The organism is Paenibacillus sp. NEAU-GSW1 (genome assembly GCF_009737085.1).
Lineage (GTDB): Bacteria > Bacillota > Bacilli > Paenibacillales > Paenibacillaceae > Pristimantibacillus.
Map to the genome: position 1 here is coordinate 135,340 of NZ_WOVL01000013.1, position 17,465 is coordinate 152,804.

General features: G+C 50.9%; 23 protein-coding genes. 21 read left to right on the top strand and 2 right to left on the bottom strand.

Features of this window, described 5'->3' with window-relative positions; translation table 11 throughout:
• Positions 1-39 precede the first annotated feature (39 nt).
• From GOM71_RS12430 to GOM71_RS12450, 5 genes are all read left to right on the top strand, one after another.
• On the top strand, positions 40-585 hold the full coding sequence (locus tag GOM71_RS12430; RefSeq protein WP_156281492.1) for a YqhR family membrane protein: 546 nt from the start codon (positions 40-42) through the stop codon (positions 583-585).
• 93 nt (positions 586-678) lie between these two features.
• A complete protein-coding gene (gene aroQ, locus GOM71_RS12435; protein WP_156281493.1) occupies positions 679-1,125 on the top strand; it encodes a type II 3-dehydroquinate dehydratase in 447 nt (148 codons plus the stop codon).
• Between the two features lie 119 nt (positions 1,126-1,244).
• Positions 1,245-2,318, top strand: coding sequence for a M24 family metallopeptidase (locus GOM71_RS12440; protein WP_156281494.1), 1,074 nt, complete (start codon positions 1,245-1,247; stop codon positions 2,316-2,318).
• Between the two features lie 39 nt (positions 2,319-2,357).
• On the top strand, positions 2,358-2,918 hold the full coding sequence (gene efp / locus GOM71_RS12445) for an elongation factor P (protein WP_367649573.1): 561 nt from the start codon (positions 2,358-2,360) through the stop codon (positions 2,916-2,918).
• 121 nt (positions 2,919-3,039) lie between these two features.
• Positions 3,040-4,293, top strand: coding sequence for an aspartate kinase (locus GOM71_RS12450; protein WP_156281496.1), 1,254 nt, complete (start codon positions 3,040-3,042; stop codon positions 4,291-4,293).
• Between the two features lie 219 nt (positions 4,294-4,512).
• On the opposite strand, the gene GOM71_RS12455 is transcribed toward GOM71_RS12450, so the two are convergent.
• Complete coding sequence (locus GOM71_RS12455) at positions 4,513-5,235, bottom strand: hypothetical protein (RefSeq protein ID WP_156281498.1); 723 nt, start codon at positions 5,233-5,235, stop codon at positions 4,513-4,515.
• A gap of 160 nt (positions 5,236-5,395) precedes the next feature.
• Positions 5,396-6,145 (bottom strand): 2-phosphosulfolactate phosphatase, encoded by a 750-nt coding sequence (locus tag GOM71_RS12460; RefSeq protein WP_253944817.1) that lies wholly within the window; start codon positions 6,143-6,145, stop codon positions 5,396-5,398.
• 187 nt (positions 6,146-6,332) lie between these two features.
• On the opposite strand from GOM71_RS12460, the gene GOM71_RS12465 reads away from it, so the two are divergent.
• The 16 genes from GOM71_RS12465 to folD all read left to right on the top strand — a co-directional run bounded on the left by GOM71_RS12465 (position 6,333) and on the right by folD (position 17,464).
• Positions 6,333-6,599 (top strand): YqhV family protein, encoded by a 267-nt coding sequence (locus GOM71_RS12465; protein ID WP_367649574.1) that lies wholly within the window; start codon positions 6,333-6,335, stop codon positions 6,597-6,599.
• A 94-nt stretch (positions 6,600-6,693) separates the two neighbouring features.
• Positions 6,694-7,767, top strand: a complete 1,074-nt coding sequence (spoIIIAA, locus tag GOM71_RS12470) for a stage III sporulation protein AA (RefSeq protein ID WP_156281502.1) — start codon at positions 6,694-6,696, stop codon at positions 7,765-7,767.
• The gene (spoIIIAB, locus tag GOM71_RS12475) at positions 7,764-8,282 is read left to right on the top strand and encodes a stage III sporulation protein SpoIIIAB (protein WP_156281504.1); all 519 of its coding nucleotides are present in this window, start codon (positions 7,764-7,766) and stop codon (positions 8,280-8,282) included. The genes spoIIIAA and spoIIIAB overlap by 4 nt, the downstream gene beginning before the upstream one ends.
• Positions 8,283-8,297: 15 nt before the next feature.
• Positions 8,298-8,501 (top strand): stage III sporulation protein AC, encoded by a 204-nt coding sequence (spoIIIAC, locus tag GOM71_RS12480; protein WP_042162702.1) that lies wholly within the window; start codon positions 8,298-8,300, stop codon positions 8,499-8,501.
• A 39-nt stretch (positions 8,502-8,540) separates the two neighbouring features.
• Positions 8,541-8,936: a stage III sporulation protein AD gene (gene spoIIIAD / locus GOM71_RS12485; RefSeq protein WP_367649581.1), complete on the top strand. Its 396-nt coding sequence runs from the start codon at positions 8,541-8,543 to the stop codon at positions 8,934-8,936.
• A gap of 21 nt (positions 8,937-8,957) precedes the next feature.
• Positions 8,958-10,181: a stage III sporulation protein AE gene (gene spoIIIAE, locus GOM71_RS12490; RefSeq protein ID WP_253944818.1), complete on the top strand. Its 1,224-nt coding sequence runs from the start codon at positions 8,958-8,960 to the stop codon at positions 10,179-10,181.
• 29 nt (positions 10,182-10,210) lie between these two features.
• Positions 10,211-10,951 (top strand): stage III sporulation protein AF, encoded by a 741-nt coding sequence (gene spoIIIAF / locus GOM71_RS12495; RefSeq protein WP_156281506.1) that lies wholly within the window; start codon positions 10,211-10,213, stop codon positions 10,949-10,951.
• 34 nt (positions 10,952-10,985) lie between these two features.
• Positions 10,986-11,621: a stage III sporulation protein AG gene (gene spoIIIAG, locus GOM71_RS12500; RefSeq protein ID WP_156281508.1), complete on the top strand. Its 636-nt coding sequence runs from the start codon at positions 10,986-10,988 to the stop codon at positions 11,619-11,621.
• A 46-nt stretch (positions 11,622-11,667) separates the two neighbouring features.
• Positions 11,668-12,282, top strand: a complete 615-nt coding sequence (locus tag GOM71_RS12505) for a SpoIIIAH-like family protein (RefSeq protein WP_173275552.1) — start codon at positions 11,668-11,670, stop codon at positions 12,280-12,282.
• Between the two features lie 234 nt (positions 12,283-12,516).
• Positions 12,517-13,020, top strand: coding sequence for an acetyl-CoA carboxylase biotin carboxyl carrier protein (gene accB, locus GOM71_RS12515; protein ID WP_156281512.1), 504 nt, complete (start codon positions 12,517-12,519; stop codon positions 13,018-13,020).
• 65 nt (positions 13,021-13,085) lie between these two features.
• Entirely contained in the window at positions 13,086-14,429 is a 1,344-nt protein-coding gene (gene accC / locus GOM71_RS12520) for an acetyl-CoA carboxylase biotin carboxylase subunit (protein ID WP_367649576.1), read from the top strand.
• A 117-nt stretch (positions 14,430-14,546) separates the two neighbouring features.
• A complete protein-coding gene (locus GOM71_RS12525; protein WP_156281516.1) occupies positions 14,547-14,954 on the top strand; it encodes an Asp23/Gls24 family envelope stress response protein in 408 nt (135 codons plus the stop codon).
• Between the two features lie 211 nt (positions 14,955-15,165).
• Positions 15,166-15,726, top strand: coding sequence for an alkaline shock response membrane anchor protein AmaP (gene amaP / locus GOM71_RS12530; protein ID WP_156281518.1), 561 nt, complete (start codon positions 15,166-15,168; stop codon positions 15,724-15,726).
• 14 nt (positions 15,727-15,740) lie between these two features.
• Positions 15,741-15,971, top strand: coding sequence for a DUF2273 domain-containing protein (locus tag GOM71_RS12535; RefSeq protein WP_156281520.1), 231 nt, complete (start codon positions 15,741-15,743; stop codon positions 15,969-15,971).
• Between the two features lie 113 nt (positions 15,972-16,084).
• Entirely contained in the window at positions 16,085-16,555 is a 471-nt protein-coding gene (gene nusB / locus GOM71_RS12540; protein ID WP_156281522.1) for a transcription antitermination factor NusB, read from the top strand.
• A 48-nt stretch (positions 16,556-16,603) separates the two neighbouring features.
• The gene (gene folD / locus GOM71_RS12545) at positions 16,604-17,464 is read left to right on the top strand and encodes a bifunctional methylenetetrahydrofolate dehydrogenase/methenyltetrahydrofolate cyclohydrolase FolD (RefSeq protein ID WP_156281524.1); all 861 of its coding nucleotides are present in this window, start codon (positions 16,604-16,606) and stop codon (positions 17,462-17,464) included.
• Position 17,465: the final 1 nt, after the last annotated feature.

Sequence of the window (17,465 nt, forward strand, 5' to 3'; positions counted from 1 at the left end):
ATAATAGAACCATTACACGAATGAAGCGAGGTTTAATCGATGGCACAAAAAAGCACGGCGAATAACAGCAAAGGACCGCAAGTTAAAAAAAGGCGAGGCGATTATGACGATCCGGCAAACCATCATACGAACCCGTGGCTGTTTGAGCTGACGATCGGATTGTTTGCCGGATTATTCTGGGGCGTTGTACGGTGGCTTCTCTATGAAATCAATTTTACGGTCGAGCTTCCCGGGTTTCTGGTTGAGCCTTTTTTCCGCAACAGCTTTTTGAAGTCGCCTTGGGGCATCACAATCGGAATCAGCGGCTTTATTGTGTTTTCGATTATAGCCGCGCTGATTTACTATTTCTTGTTCGCCAAGCTTCGCGGACCATGGCCAGGCGTGCTTTACGGCTTATTATGGTGGGCCATTCTGTTTGTGTTTACCGGACCGATGCTGCAAATGACAAAGCCGATCACGGAAGCGGGATGGAATACGTTGACGACCGAACTGTGCATTTTTATGCTGTGGGGGCTGTTTATCGGTTATTCGACCGCATTCGAATATACGGACGAGGCTTCTCGCGAGCCGATTGGCGCGCGTTAAACAAGTTCGGCTTCTCAAGCGGCGGGCATTTGTGGTAAAATGTCTTGTGATCTTTGGCATTACGGCATAGTGTGCCGACTGGGAGGTGCGAATTTGCTGAAAATCGTTGTGTTGAACGGACCGAATTTGAATATGCTTGGCGTCCGCGAGCCTGGCGTGTACGGAACGGAAACGCTCCCTCAGATTGAAGAGAGGCTTCGGCATCAAGCTGCGGAGCTGGGTGTGGAGCTGGAGTTTTTCCAATCGAACCACGAAGGCGCGTTAATTGACCGGATACATAGCGCTTACGGAATAGCGGATGGCTTTCTCATCAACCCGGGAGCATTGACTCATTACAGCTACGCGCTTCGCGATGCGTTTAGTACGGTCGCATTGCCGGTTGTCGAGGTGCATTTGTCGAATATTCATAAACGGGAAGCGTTCAGACATGTGTCGGTTATTGCCCCGGTTGCAGTCGGGCAAATTGCCGGCTTCGGCGGGCAAAGCTATGAGCTTGGACTGAGTGCGCTCGTCAGCAAGCTGAAGCAACAATCTGTTTAAAGAAGGTTTGTTTCGCAAAGCTAAACGATGCTTTTAAAGTAAGTTTGCATGGCAAGCTTTTAAGCGTATGCTTCGAAGCAAGTTTTGCGCAGTAAACTTTTTAGAAGGGAGTTATGCGTATGGCCAATGCAAGAGTGGAACGGCTGCGGAAAGCGCTGGCTGATCAAGGCTTGGAAGCCATCATTATCGGAAGCGAGCATAATCGGGCTTATTTGAGCGGTTTTACGGGATCCTCGGGTATAGTTGTCATTACGCTGCAAGACAGCATTCTGCTGACCGATTTCCGGTATATGACGCAAGCTCCGCAGCAAGCGATCGGATTCCAGGTCGTTGAGCATGGGCCCAAAGCGATCGACAGCGTTCGAGATCTGTTGGCGTCGAAGGGCATTCGAGAGGCGGCTTTTGAACAGGAACAGGTATCCTACGGCGAATTTGCCGCTTGGACAGCTGCGCTTGGCGGGATCAAGCTTAAACCGACATCGGGTCTCGTCGAAAATCTGCGTATGATCAAGGATGAGCAAGAACTTGCCGTCATGCAAGAAGCGGCCGATTTGGCGGACGCAGCTTTCTGGCATGTGCTGCCGCTGCTGCAACCCGGCACGGCGGAGAGAGACATCGCTCTGGAGCTTGAACTGTTTATGCGCAAGGGCGGCGCTGCTTCATCATCGTTCGATACGATTGTCGCATCGGGTGAACGTTCCGCATTGCCGCATGGCGTTGCCAGCGACAAACGGATCGGATACGGCGAGTTTGTCACGCTTGATTTTGGCGCTTATTACAAAGGATATTGCTCCGATCTGACCCGTACAGTCATCGTCGGCGAGCCGTCAGACAAGCATCGGGAAATTTATGGCATTGTGCTGGAAGCGCAGCTGAACGGACTGGCGCAAATAAAGCCGGGCATGACCGGCAAGCAAGCCGACGCGCTTTGCAGAGACATTATCGCAAAGTACGGTTACGGCGATCAATTCGGACACAGCACCGGACACGGATTGGGAATGGAAGTTCATGAACAGCCTCGCTTGTCCAAATTAAGCGATACGATTTTAACCCCTGGAATGACGGTAACGGTAGAGCCTGGCATCTATATCCCCGGCTTTGGCGGCGTACGGATCGAAGACGATATCGTTATAACGGATTCCGGTATTAAAATATTAACCTCATCCCCGAAAGAGCTTCTTACTGTGGGTTAAGGACTATTCCAAGCGAACGATATCAGGAGGGAATTTGCAGTGACTATTTCTGTAAACGATTTTAAAACAGGCTTGACCGTCGAAGTGGACGGCGATATTTTCTCGGTAACGGATTTCCAACACGTTAAACCGGGCAAAGGCGCGGCATTCGTGCGCTCCAAATTGAAAAACCTGCGCAACGGCAACGTTGTAGAGAAAACATTCCGTGCTGGCGAGAACATCGGCCGTGCGATCATCGAAAACCGCGCAGTGCAATACCTGTACAACTCCGGCGACGAGTATACATTCATGGATAACGAAACTTACGACCAATTTGCTCTTAACTACAAACAGCTGGAATGGGAATTGAATTTCCTGAAAGAAAACATGACAGTTAATATTTCCAGCTATCAAGGTGAAATTATCGGTATTCAAATGCCGAACAGCGTTGATCTGAAAGTTGTTGAAACAGAGCCGGGCGTAAAAGGCAACACGGCTCAAGGCGCAACGAAAAACGCGAAGGTTGAAACGGGCCTGAACGTACAAGTTCCGCTGTTCATCAATGAAGGCGACGTTCTTCTGATCGATACTCGCGAAGGCAAATACATTTCCCGCGCTTAGCAGGAAACAAAAAAACCGTCCTATGGGCGGTTTTTTTGCGTACGCATATACCCAGACATGCAGATGTTGTGCTATAATATTGTCTTGTATGTATATGTCAAGGTTGGGGAGTGAATCAGCTTTGTCGTTGATTGTGATGAAGTTTGGCGGAAGCTCGGTAGGTACGCCTGAGCGGATGCAGCGTGTAGCAAAGCGGATTATCGAAAGCCATAAAGCGGGCAATCGCGTAGCTGTCGTCGTTTCCGCAATGGGAGATACAACGGATGATTTAATTGATCAGTCGAAGCTGCTTAATCCGAACCCGCCGGCGCGTGAGATGGATATGCTTCTTACGACAGGCGAACAAATATCGGTAGCGCTTTTGGCGATGACGATTCATCAGATGGGTCATCAAGCGGTGTCTCTTACCGGCTGGCAGGCGGGCATCCGTACGGAAGCGGTACACAGTAAAGCGAAGATTACGGACATTCGTCCGGATCGTTTATTCAAGGAATTTGATGCAGGCAATATCGTAATCGTAGCCGGCTTCCAAGGCATGACGGAGGATGGAGACATTACGACGCTTGGCCGCGGCGGATCGGATACGACAGCCGTAGCGCTGGCAGCCGCAGTTAAGGCGGATGTGTGCGAGATTTATACCGACGTAGACGGCGTTTATTCGACAGACCCGCGTGTCGTCAAATGCGCACGCAAGCTCAATGAAATTTCGTATGACGAAATGCTGGAGCTTGCACATCTCGGAGCAGCGGTGCTGCATCCGCGCGCAGTAGAGTACGCAAAGCACAACAATGTAAAACTTGTCGTTCGTTCCAGCTTTACGCAAAACGAAGGCACAAGTGTGAAGGAGGAAGCGGTTATGGAGCAGGGAGTAGTCGTTCGCGGCATCGCGTTTGACAAAAACGTAGCAAGAATCAGCATTCTTGGCGTTCAAGACGTACCGGGCGTCCTTGCGAATGTGTTCGGCGCGCTCGCAAACAACGGAATCGATGTAGACATTATCGTTCAAAGCGGTGTGCAGGACGGCAAAGCCGATTTCTCCTTTACATTGTCCCGTGACGATAAAGAGAAGGCTGTATCGGTAATTAAAAGTGTACGCGAGCAAGTGCCTTTCGAAGAAGTGACTTCGGAAGACAATCTCGTGAAAGTGTCGATCGTTGGCGCAGGCATGGTCAGCAACCCTGGAGTAGCTGCAACGATGTTCGCAGCCATTTCGGAAATCGGCGTAAGCATCAAAATGGTAAGCACTTCGGAAATTAAAGTGTCTTGCATTATTGCGGCTGAACCGTTGCAGGACGTTGTCCGCGCGCTTCACACAGCATACGGCCTGGATACGGCTGAGCAAGTGTTCGTCGGCGGCCCTCAAGACCGCAGATAGTAAGTTATTGGTGCAATAGGAAAAGGTTAACCCGCTGTCATCGTAGATGAGGACTGGTTAGCCTTTTTTTGTTTCTGAGTGGGTGAGATCGAATAACGCTGTGTCAAAGCGTTAAACGGTCGCGCAGGGGCTTAGTTGTGGAAATAACGCTGTCTGGCAGCATTATCGGGCAACAGGAGTGCGGGCAGCAGTTATCCGGGTTCATGCGCTGCCCGTGTTTTAGTCTTCTTTTACGATCCGCCATACTTTATTTGAATACAGCAGCCAAATCTGATAATGATTTATTTCTTCTCTTAAGTTGTAAACTTGATCCATGTCCGTCCAATGACCGATCGCTGTCATTGGAATTTTTAATTGAGTTCTGCTTTTTATAACGTTGGAAAGGTCAATGAATAAACCGTCTTTGGCGCAAGTGACAAGCTTCGAGGCAATCGCAGACGGGATGCCGTTAACTTTCCTTCCGGTCAAACGTCTTAGTTTCATAGGAATAACGTTTGCTAAAAGGTTTTCATAATCTTGATGCTCCGTAATATACAGCTTGTTAAACCAACCGTCATCATGTGCAAAATAGGCGAATCGATTCATCGGTATTTTGTGGAGCGGTCTGGCGAGATGGCCAAAAAACAAAAGTTGCGCAATTTGATCGCTGCTTAAAGCGTCCAGCTCCTCTTCGTCAATGAAGTCAACCCAGCAAAAATCCCCGTAACCATAAACATCATCTTCAATCAGTTTATTTATTTCCTGCTTTGTTACATATTCAAATCCTGTATGCCGATTCATAAGCGCTTCTTCAAAATTGTGTTTAATCAGTAAAAGGTTGTCCGGCCTATCAGGTATGCAGCTCATAAATTCATGAAATTCAATGCCATAGGAGTAAAAACAGTTTGTATGATCCTCTTTGCTGACATAGATTAAATCCCTTGTTTTTCCGATTTTGTTCAAAAGCATACCTCCCGGCTAAGACGAAATAGGACTGCTGCTCGCTTCTTGATTCGACATGGATGTCCGCATTCCTTGAGCTCATCGTACAAACATACGCCAATAATGCAATAAAAAACCGTCGGGTACCCGGGGAATCGGCCCGGAACCAGACGGTTTTCCATCAAGCGTTGATCAACATATCGCCGAATAAGCGCGGTACTTCGTTGTAGCGATCAATGATCGCGCAGCTTTCCAAGTCGCGGCGCAAACCGAGCTTTAGCAGCTTTTTGCCGGTCATGCCGTGTTGGAGCGTCTCTCGAATCGATTGGGCCCGGTCGCAATAGAGCGACAGCATGGCATGGCCGAAGTCGTCCAGCTCCAGAGCGCTGCCGGCCAACGCTTGAAAACGGTCTAGCAGCAGTCCGGCGCACAGCCCGTCTTCAACAGCGAATTCATCGTTGCTCCCTGCGCAAAGGATGACTACATCTCTTCTCAGATCAACGGCGGCTTTCGCGCATGCTGTAGCGTTAAGCAATGCGCCGGTCAATACATAATCGGCTCTTGACGATTTATGGATGGCCCGCGTTCCGTTCGTGGTCGTAAAAATAATTCTTCTATTTTTTACAGCCGGACTGCAATATTCTTCCGGTGAATTGCCGAGATCAAACCCGGGAATTTTTCGGCTAAATCGTTCTCCCCCGAGCAAGTCGCCCTCTTGCCGCGCAGCGCGCGCCTCCATCACTGTCTCAACCGGTACGATGCCCGATGACCCTGATGCCAACGCGGAGACGATTGTGCTCGTGGCGCACAGCACATCGACGATAATCGCCGTTTTATGATGGAACCGCGCCGAGCTTGCTTCGTTTACGCTCGAAATGACTTGCACCCGCATTCGAATGAGCCTTCCTTCTCTTAAACTTCTTTCTCCCATGCATTCGCGATCACAGCGAATCATGCAAGCAATATATGCAAAGGAGGCTGGGCGTGTGCCCGACTGTCTGCGGAATGATTGCGCCCTGAGTGGAATAGATAGGAGACAAGCCTGCATAGAGTAATAGAGAAACGCAAGCTTCATTTATAGCTGCGGCTTCGCATTATGAATTAGGAGGTTTGCGCAGGTGTTGAATAAAATCGTGCTCAGCATGGCTTCGCTTCGCCTGACGTCGGGGATGATAGAGATTTGCGCGGCGCTGCTTATGCTTAGGTTGAATCAAATCGATAAAGCGCTTCTTGTAAACTCCTCACTCGCGCTTGTCGGACCGCTTATTCTGATTGCAACGACGACGATTGGGCTGGTCGGCTTATCGGATAAGCTTTCTTTTGCAAAGATCGCTTGGATTGCGCTCGGAATTGGCTGTTTGTTCATCGGCATATTGAAAAAATAATAGATTCTATTAAATATGCAGACTTGGACATATTATCGATGTCCAAGCATACAATGGGTACTACGAAGGACAAACATCAGGGGGTGATGAAAGCATGCTGAACCGAGTGGCGCACTTGCTGCCGGTAGAGCTGAAAGCGGTGCTGGAGCGTTTGCCAGAATCGATGCTAGAGCAGCTGGAAGAAATTCGCGTTCGTGAAGGCAGGCCGCTGGAGCTTGGCTTTCGCGGACAATCGCGATTTGCCGCAACCGACGGCACACTTCGGATGTCGGCGGACGGCGCTTTCAAGCCAACGGGAGATTTATGCCGCAAACTGCTGGAGAAAATTACGAATTATTCGCTTTATGCAATGGAAGAAGAGCTTAAGAGAGGTTTTATAACAGTCGCGGGAGGCCATCGGATTGGACTAGCCGGCCGAACCATACTAGACGGCGGCAACGTCCGGGGCATTCGCGATATCGGGGCGTTTAATATCCGGATCGCCCGCGAGGTTGTGGGATCAGCTAATCATTTGCTGCCGAAGCTGCTTGATCGAAGCCGAAAGAGCATCCATTCAACGCTCATTCTCGCGCCTCCGCAACAAGGGAAAACGACATTGATTCGTGATATCGCTCGTTCCGTCAGCTATGGCTTATGGGGGCATGGCGAGATCGCCGGATGGCAAGGGAGGAAAGTTGGCATCGTCGATGAGCGATCCGAAATCGCAGCATGCGTGCGCGGTATCCCGACCTTCGACATAGGGCCGCGCACCGATGTGATGGATGCTTGTCCGAAAGCGGAAGGCATGATGATGCTGCTTCGTTCCATGTCGCCCGAAGTGATCGTCGCCGATGAAATCGGACGCGACGAGGATGGCGAGGCGATACGCGAGGCGAGCCATGCCGGCGTTAGCGTGATCGCTACGGCACACGCCTATGACGTGCCGGACGCGTTAGGCAGACCGGTGCTGCGGCGTCTTCTGGAGGAAGGGGCTTTCTCGCAAATCGTCGAATTGCGCCGATCGCCTTCTGGTTTTATGCACCGTATCGTTAATGCGGAATCGTCGTTCCGAGGACCGGCCGCGCGAGAGCCTACACTAACGGCTGCCGCAAGCGGAGCGGGAGCTGCAGCACGGAGCTTCGAACGGCCGTCGTTCGCGAATGGGCTGCAAAGAGGCGGTGCCGGTTGATTAAGCTGCTTGGCGCTGTGCTCATTCTGACGGCAGGAACGTTGATCGGCTTTCAGCAGGCAGCCCGATTTGCGGCAAGGCCCCGCCAGCTGCGCCAGCTGGCGCATGCGCTGCAGCGGCTCGAGACCGAAATCGGCTACGGCCATACGCCGTTGCCCGAGGCGCTCTACCGTGTTGCGCACAGTATCCCGCCTCCGGTGGCCGATATGTTTCGGCTTGCGGCTGAAGGGGTGACTGGCCAAACGGATATCTCTTTCCGTGAAAGCTGGGAAAACGCTGTGAGACAAGGCTGGGAAGCAACGGCCATGCGGGCGGGCGAGCAGGCGGTGCTGATCCGGCTTGGCTCCGCGCTGGGCATTAGCGACAAGGACGATCAATTGAAGCATATTAAGCTGGCGCTGCTTCAATTGAAGGCTGAGGAAGATGCGGCCAAGGACGATCAAGGGCGTTACGAGAAAATGTGGAAAAGCCTTGGCATCCTGATCGCTGTGCTCGTTGTCATTTTGATGGTTTAGTGGGGTGCCGCGGAAATGAACATGGATGTGAGCGCCATTTTCCAAATTGCAGGTATCGGCATCATTATCGCAATGATTCATACCGTGCTGAAGCAAATGGGGAAAGAAGATATGGCGCATTGGGTAACGGTTATCGGGTTTGTAGTTGTGTTGTTTATGGTCGTTCGGCTATTGAATGACTTGTTTCAAGAAATCAAAACGATTTTTTTGTTTCAATAGTCAATAGACTTTATCGAAAGCCGCGAGTAGGTGAACGAAGTGGAAATCATTCAAATCGTCGGATTAGCGCTTATTGCCACCGTCCTTATCCTTGTCGTACGAGAGCAAAAGCCGATGTTCGCTTTCCTGCTTGCGGCATTTACCGGCATTTTTATTTTCTTGTACCTGATCGGCAAAATCGACGCGGTTATATCCGTTCTGGAAGATTTGGCAGACAGATCCGGCATCCCGTCGATTTATTTGAAGACGATATTGAAAATAATCGGTATCGCCTATATCGCCGAGTTCGGCGCGCAGATTGTAAGAGACGCGGGTCAGGAAAGCATCGCTTCCAAGGTGGAATTTGCAGGCAAAGTACTTATTCTCGTCATGGCCGTTCCGATCATCAGCGTTATTGTCGAAACCGTTATCGGCCTTTTGCCGGCAGGGGGGTGATCGGAACTGGAAAGGAATCGGATGGCGGTCGGAGCGTGGCGGCTCATGTTTGCGATTATGGCCGTATGGCTGCTATGGACGGCAGTTCCGGCAAGCGGCCAAGCTTTAGTTGGACAAGAGGAGGCACGGTCTGATCCGCAACAAGATTCGGCGGCAGACGGGCTTATGGACAACGAGATGAGCGGGATCGATACGGAAGCCGTAGAATCGTTCTGGAACAAATTAAAGGATGAGTACGGCGGCTACTTTCCAGATCAGCAGATGCCGAGCTTCATGGAGATGATTATGCCGGGCGGCGAAGGGCTAAAGCTCGAAACGGTGTTGAAAGGCTTGCTTGGCTACTTTTTGCATGAAGTGCTCTACAACGGCAAGCTTCTTGTCACGATCGTCATGCTGACGGTATTCAGTATGGTGCTGGAGACGCTGCAAAACGCTTTCGAGCGGAATACGGTCAGCAAAGTCGCTTACGCCATCGCTTATATGGTGCTTGTCATTATTGCGGTAAACAGCTTTCATGTAGCGATCGGTTATGCGAAGAACGCAATCGGCGGCATGATTCAGTTCATGCTGGCCATGATTCCGCTGCTGCTGACGCTGCTCGCTTCGATGGGCAATGTTGTCTCCGTATCGGTGCTTCACCCGCTCATTATTTTTATGATTCACGCAGTCGGAACGCTGATCTACACGATTGTTTTTCCGCTGCTGTTCTTCTCTGCGGTCCTTCATATCGTGAGCGCGCTAACGGAAAAGTTCAAGGTCACGCAGCTGGCAAACCTTTTGCGCAACATCGGCGTAGGCATTCTAGGCACGCTCGTCACGGTCTTTCTTGGCGTTATTTCGGTACAAGGCGCGACCAGTGCAGTTACTGACGGCATTACGATGCGAACGGCCAAGTTCGTTACCGGCAACTTTGTACCGGTCGTTGGCCGAATGTTCTCGGACGCAGCCGATACGGTCATCTCCGCTTCGATGCTCGCGAAAAATGCGATCGGTATCGCTGGAGTTATTATTCTGTTGTTCCTGTGCGCTTTTCCCGCTTTGAAAATATTGACGCTGGCGCTCATCTACAATGTAGCAGCAGCTGTCATGCAGCCGCTTGGCAATTCGCCGATCGTCGGATGCCTGCAAACGATCGGGAAAACGATGCTATACGTGTTTGCCGCTCTGGCAGCCGTAAGTTTTATGTTTTTTCTGGCCGTAACGATCATCCTGACAGCGGGGAACGCGGCAATAATGGCCAAATAACGGCATCGGGCACGGAAGGAGACGGCAGGATGATAGAGTGGCTGAGCGATTGGCTCCGAAACATAATAGCCGTAATTATGCTTGCCGTTCTAATGGAGCTGCTGCTTCCCAACAAGGCGATGCAGCGCTATGCGAGACTTGTTGTCGGTCTTCTTATCTTGCTGACGATCCTTTCTCCGCTGCTGCGCGTGCTGCAAGGCGACTTTGACGCCAAGCTTCAGGAAGGCATTGGGCTTTGGGAGCGCGGCTCGCAAACGAATAATGTGCAAATGCCGAGCCTAGCCGATATTCAGAAAAATGCGGAGAAGTTGAGCGACCGGCGCAATGACGAGGCGGCGGCGTTGATGGAGCAAACGCTGGAGAAGGCGATGGAGGCTGCCGTTGAGGAGCGGACAAAGGCAAAGGTTGAGCAGATTGACGTCGCATTGAAATGGATCGCGCATCAAGGGCAGCGAAATCCATACTTGGGCAGCGTGCTGGTGACGATGGCCGCCGAGGAAAAGAAACAAGCGGCGGCAAGCTCGGCGTCAGAGCTGCCGGATGTCGAGGTGGAGGAAGTGCTCCCTGTCGATGTGGCGGTTTCAGTGACCGTTGAAAACGGAGAAGGCAATAGGCTGGATGACGCCGCAGAGCAAGAGGCCGGCGAGGACAGTGAAAGTGCTTGGACGCGCGTGACCCCGGCATTAGCGGAGAAAATCAGCGATACGTTAGCCAAAGGCTGGGGGATAAGTCCGGAAATCGTGCAAATTCGCCAAGAAGCGGCAGGATAACGGATCCGTAATTTTCGGAAGGAGGCATAAGGCGTTGGCCAAATGGTTGAAAGGACTGGAGTCCATCGTAGACGGAGGCGGGCCGGGAGGGCCGAAACGAATAAAAACGTTGCATATTCTACTCATCATCGGCTTAGTGGGCGCCTCGCTAATGGTCTTAAACTCCTTCCTCACCTTCGATAAGGTCGAGCCTTCGGCTATGGATCCGAATCCGTCGCCCGCAAACGATGAGGCTGCATGGAGCGGAGGAGCCGTTGACGGGACGCGGTTTGATGCGATCGAGCAGCCGTTGGAGCAGCGCTTGAAGGAGATTTTGGAGAAGATCGTCGGCGTCGGCTCGGTTGATGTTCTCGTGACCGTTGATTCAACCGAGGAGATTGTCGTTGAGCAGAATGAGGAAGAAACCCAGTCGATTACGGATGAGAATGATCGCAACGGAGGACGAAGACATATTACTTCGATTACAAAAAAAGGGCAAATCGTCATTTCCGAGGTGTCCGGCGATCAAAAGCCGATCGTCACCAAAACGATCAATCCGCGTATTCGCGGCGTGCTCGTCGTCGCCAATGGCGCGGAGAACGCGACCGTAAGGCGCTTGATTATAGACGCGGTGGAAAAAGGCGTAAATGTGCCGGCAAATCGGATTTCAGTTGCGCCAAGCAAGCAATGATCGAATGAATTCCAAAAAAACGAATGGAAATGGGGAGGGTGTTCACATGAACACGAAAAGACAAACGATTTGGCTCGTATCGATGCTTAGCTTGATGGTGGTTCTCTCGGCTTATTACCTGTTTACGCAAGACAGCAAATCTCCGGATCTCGTTTCGGACGGCACGCAAACCGAGCAAAAAGCCGGTAAGGATGCAACGGCAGCCGCAACTGGTAACGACCAGCTTGTAGTCGACCAGGTTGATCATGCAAGCGGCGGGGACAAACCGACGGACAAGGATGTGCTGGAGCAGGTGGAAGCGGAAGGCGGAGTTGCCCTCAGCGTATTTGCGCAAACGCAAGAGAAACGAAAAGCGCAATACGATGAGGAGTCGAATAAATACTATGCAATCATTGCTGATGTGAAGAAGTCAGCAGAAGAGGTGCAAGAGGCATCTAAAGCGCTTGAGCTTCTCGAAGATAAATTTGCGAAAATGACGGATATCGAAACGGAGCTCATGAAGGAGTTCCATACGGCAATTATCGACCGGGAGGATGACGGCTATAAAGTCGTTGTCGAGAGCGAAAAGCTTGAAAAAACGCAAGCCGCAAGCATCATCGGTCTCGTCATTAAAACGCTCGACGTGCGCGCAGATCAAGTTACCGTAACTTACGTGCCGTAATGAGCGGCAACCTTCGCGCAATTTGCGCGGTTCATGCGGCTGTCCCATTGGGGCGGCCGCTTTGCTTTCGAAAAATAAAAAATTGATTCGTGTTCTGAACGGTTTATGATATAATGTTAAACGTTATGTGAAAGAATTGGTTACAATGGGCAAATAGCGCATACCGCGAAGCGCTTGCCGGTAAAGCTGCGCTTGCCGCGACTAACGCAAAATTTTAAGGAGTTGACACAATTCATGTTCAAATTGAGCGAGATTAAAGAATTGATCAAGCTGGTCGATCAAACTTCCGTTCATGAGCTGGAGATTGAAAACGAAGGGGTACGCCTGCTTATCCGCAAACCGGGCAAAACAGAAGTGGTGAATGTACAAGCAGCCCCAATCACGCATACATATTCGCCGGCGCCGATTCCGGTTGCCGCGCCTCAAGCTGCCGCACCGGCAGCTGCGCCGACGACGGCCGCTCCAGAAGCGCCTGCGGCACGTCCAAATACGGACAACCTGCATCAAATTACTTCGCCGATGGTCGGCACTTTCTACAGCTCGCCGTCTCCTGACGCAGCGGCTTTCGTAAAGGTCGGCGACCGCGTAAACGAGAAAAGCGTCGTTTGCATTCTCGAAGCGATGAAGCTGATGAACGAGCTCGAAGCGGAAGTGCGCGGCGAAATCGTCGAAATTCTTGTAACGAACGGCCAGTTAGTTGAATACGGCCAACCGCTGTTTCTCGTTAAACCGGAATAGCATCCTTTCTCCTGATAGAAGTTCGAGAAGCTAGGAGAAACTGTCACTTGAAAGGAGTATTCACCGTGAAATTTCAAAAGATTCTAATCGCCAATCGCGGCGAAATTGCCGTTCGGATTATACGGGCATGCCGCGAGCTGGGCATCTCGACAGTTGCGGTCTACTCGGAAGCGGACCGCGATTCCCTTCATGTCCGTCTGGCTGACGAAGCTTACTGCATCGGCCCGACGGCGTCGAAGGACAGCTATTTGAACTATACAAATCTGATGAGCGTTGCGACGATTACGGAATGCGACGCCGTTCATCCCGGCTACGGTTTTCTTGCGGAAAATGCCGATTTCGCCGAAATCAGCGAATCCTGCAACGTGACGTTTATCGGTCCGTCGTCTGAAGCGATCAGCAAAATGGGGGACAAAGCGGTTGCGAAGAAAACGATGCAGTTGGCTGACGTGCCGGTTATTCCAGGCTCTGACGGCTTGATTGAAGACATGGATGAAGCGGTTACGATAGCGCGCAGCATCGGTTATCCGGTCATCATTAAAGCAACTGCCGGCGGCGGCGGCAAAGGGATCCGCATTGCGGAAGACGAAGAGTCGCTCGTGCAGCAAATTACAACAGCGCAGCAAGAAGCGCAAAAAGCGTTCGGCAACGCCGGCGTATACTTGGAAAAATATTTGACGGGCATGAAGCACGTTGAAATTCAAATTATGGCGGACAAACACGGCAATGCCGTTCATTTATTTGAACGTGATTGCTCCGTGCAGCGCCGCCGCCAGAAGCTTGTCGAAGAGGCGCCGTGCCCAGTGCTGGAGCCAGAGCTTCGCGAGCGGATGGGGCAAGCGGCAGTACGCGCCGCACTTGCCGTTAATTATTCCGGTGCGGGCACGCTGGAGTTTTTGCTCGGTCCGGACGGCAATTTCTACTTCATGGAGATGAACACGCGAATTCAGGTTGAGCATCCGGTAACGGAGATGATTACGAGCGTTGACCTGATTAAAGAAATGATCTCCGTAGCGGAGGGCAATCCGTTGTCCTTCAAGCAAGATGATTTGAAAATTAACGGCTGGGCGATCGAATGCCGCGTCAATGCGGAAGATTCCGAACGCAACTTTATGCCGTCGGCGGGTCACATTCCGTTCTATCTGCCTCCGGGCGGTACTGGCGTACGAGTGGACAGCGCGGTATATCCGGGCTATACGATTTCACCGCATTACGATTCGATGATCGCCAAGCTCATCGTTTGGGGCAGAACGCGCGAGGAAGCGATTGCGCGCATGAAGCGCGCGCTATCCGAATTCGCGATCGAAGGCATCAAAACGACGATCCCGTTCCATTTGAAGCTTCTAAATCATCCTAAGTTTGTCGAGGGCGATTTTGACATCAAGTTTTTGGAAGAGTACGAAGTGTAGGCGGGACAACTGTTTGTCATAATTCGCGTCGAATGTTATAGTATAGAAATAAGATGCGGTAGACAACACCCGGTAACGAAAAGCCGGGACGCGCAATTTAGGGAGGTGTAATTCATCATGAATACGATTGCTGCAGATTATGAGAAGACGGACATTGGCACCATTCAGATCGCGCCTGAAGTTATTGAAGTGATAGCCGGATTGGCAGCCGTAGAAGTAAACGGCGTAGCGGGCATGAGCGGAGGACTGGCAGGGGGAATCGCAGAACTGCTTGGACGGAAAAACTTGTCCAAAGGTGTTAAGGTTGAAGTCGGCCAGCGCGAAGCTGCGGTCGATGTTTCGATTATCGTGGAGTACGGCAACCGAATTCCGGAAATCGCCTCGGAAATTCAACGCAATGTGAAGCGTTCGATTGAAATGATGACCGGTCTGAATGTCATTGAAGTGAATGTACATATTCACGATGTGCATTTCAAGGCAGCTGAAAAGCCGGAAGAGGACGAAAGTCATCTGCGCGTGAAATAGAAATTAGAAATGACTTTGATAAAAAGGTGTGACTTTGAGTATAAAGAGAGACTTTGAGCTCCGCTCAAAGATTCTGATGTCATGCTCAAAGTCCTGATGTATAATGAGTGACATTGAGCTCCGCTCAATGTCCTGATGTCACCCCCTCGTGATGGGCATGCCGCATTCGCGCAAGGGGGTTTTCATTCGCTCAGACGGAGGAGGCAATTCTTTGATCAGAATCGTGGACAAGCTGCTTTTGTTTCTATACAGCCTCGTCGTAGGTGCTTTGTCCGTCTTTATTGCTTGCATCGGATTTCGCTGGATTTCCTTGAGCGACATTAACGAGCTAGCAGACGAATTGTACGCAACAAGCTCATTCCAAATTACGTTCATCGTTATCGGCATTGTGCTTTTTCTTATGAGCTTGCGCTTCTTTTTTGTATCGTTGCACCGTGGAGGCGCAGCATCCGCGCCGTCGATCGATCAGCGTACAGATTATGGCGATATTCGCATTTCGCTTGATACGATTGAGAATCTCGCACTTAAAGCAGCTTCGAAAAACCGTGGCGTTAAAGATCTCAAGGTGCGCATTCGCGCGACGGATTCCGGTATGGATATCGTTCTTCGCGCCGTTGTGGACGGAGAAGGTTCGATCCCCGCTTTGACGGAAGATATCCAACGCAGCGTCAAGGAGCATGTAGAGGAGATCGCCGGGATTCCCGTTACGAGCGTAGCCGTTTTCGTAGCCAACGTCATTCAGACCGGAACGGTGAAGAGCCGCGTAGAATAGAGGTGAATTGACCGATGTGGAGAGAATTCTGGGCAGCTTACGGGAAACGTACGGTCGGCGCAATCGCTGGACTTTTTTTCGGATTTGTTTATTTGTTTGCCGGTTTTTGGGACATGCTGTTCTTCATACTGCTCGTATCAATCGGTTATTGGATTGGCAAGAAAAAGGACTTGGGGAACGATCCTGTTTTTCCATGGCAACGGATTTGGAATTGGTTAATGGAAAGATACAGACCGTTTAGATGATCCTGTGGTCTCCTCCGTACTCCGGAAGCCGGAATACCGCCAGTTTTCGGGCAGGGAGGAGATCATAGGTTTTTTTTGAAAATATAAGGCGCAGCCAATGCCGCGGAGGTATTATGAAACGAAGATTAGCACGAGAAATTGCAGTATCCAGCTTATATCAAATGGAAATGAATGATGTAACAGCAGCAGAAGCAGTCGATATGCTTATGGAGGAAGCGCGTTCGGAGAACGAGATTGGCGCTGAGTTTGTTGAGAGCGATAACACGGATCGTTATGTGCGTGAGCTTGTTAATGGGGTTGCCGAGCGTAAAGCGGCTATTGACGATATGCTTCAGCAGCATTTAACAGGCTGGCAAATAGATCGCTTGTCTCGCGTGGATCGTCAAGTGCTTCGCCTTGCGTGTTACGAGATGGTGTTCCGTGACGACGTGCCGCCTAAAGCATCCATTAATGAGGCGATTGAGCTTGCGAAACATTTCGGAACCGAAGAATCAGGCAAGTTTGTAAACGGCGTTCTCGGCAAGCTGCTGCAAAGCATTGATCCAGACGGAACGAAGACGAACTCGGAAACGACGGCTGAATAATCATCCGGGTCGATTTATAAATCAGACAACCAACAGGGGGAGAAACGAATGAGCGCACAAATTATTGAAGGCAAAAAAATTTCCGATTTGATCCGTGAAGAAATTAAATTAGAAACAGCTGCATTGAAAGAGCAAGGCGTAGTACCAGGACTGGCCGTCGTACTTGTTGGAGAGGACCCAGCTTCCAAGGTTTATGTCGGCTCGAAGGAAAAAGCTTGTCAGCAGCTCGGTTTCTACTCCGAGGTGCATCGTCTGCCTGCAGACACGTCTGAAGCGGATCTGCTTGCGCTTATTGACAAGCTGAACAACCAAGCTACAATTAACGGAATTTTGGTGCAACTGCCGTTGCCTAAGCATATTAATGAAAAAGCGGTTATCGATGCGATTGACGCGGGCAAAGACGTCGACGGCTTCCACCCGGAAAGCGTCGGCAACCTGGTAATCGGCGACGACAGCCTGCTGCCATGTACGCCTGCCGGCTGTATTGAGCTGATTAAACGCAGCGGCGTTGACATCTCGGGCAAGCATGCTGTTGTTATCGGCCGCAGCAACATTGTCGGCAAACCGGTAGCCATGCTGCTGTTGCGCGAGAACGCAACGGTTACGATTTGCCATTCGCGCACTGCGAATATGGAAGAAATCGCAAAGCAAGCTGACATTCTAGTTGTTGCCATCGGCAAAGCGAAAGCAATCGACAGCAAATATGTGAAGCCGGGCGCAATCGTAATTGACGTGGGCATTAACCGTTTGCCGGACGGCAAGCTTGCAGGCGACGTTGATTATGAAGATTGCTTGGAAACCGCCGGTTATATTACGCCAGTTCCGGGCGGCGTTGGTCCAATGACGATTACGATGCTGATGTCCAATACGATTAAGGCGGCAAAAAAAGCCCATAAAATCGGAGTGTGAC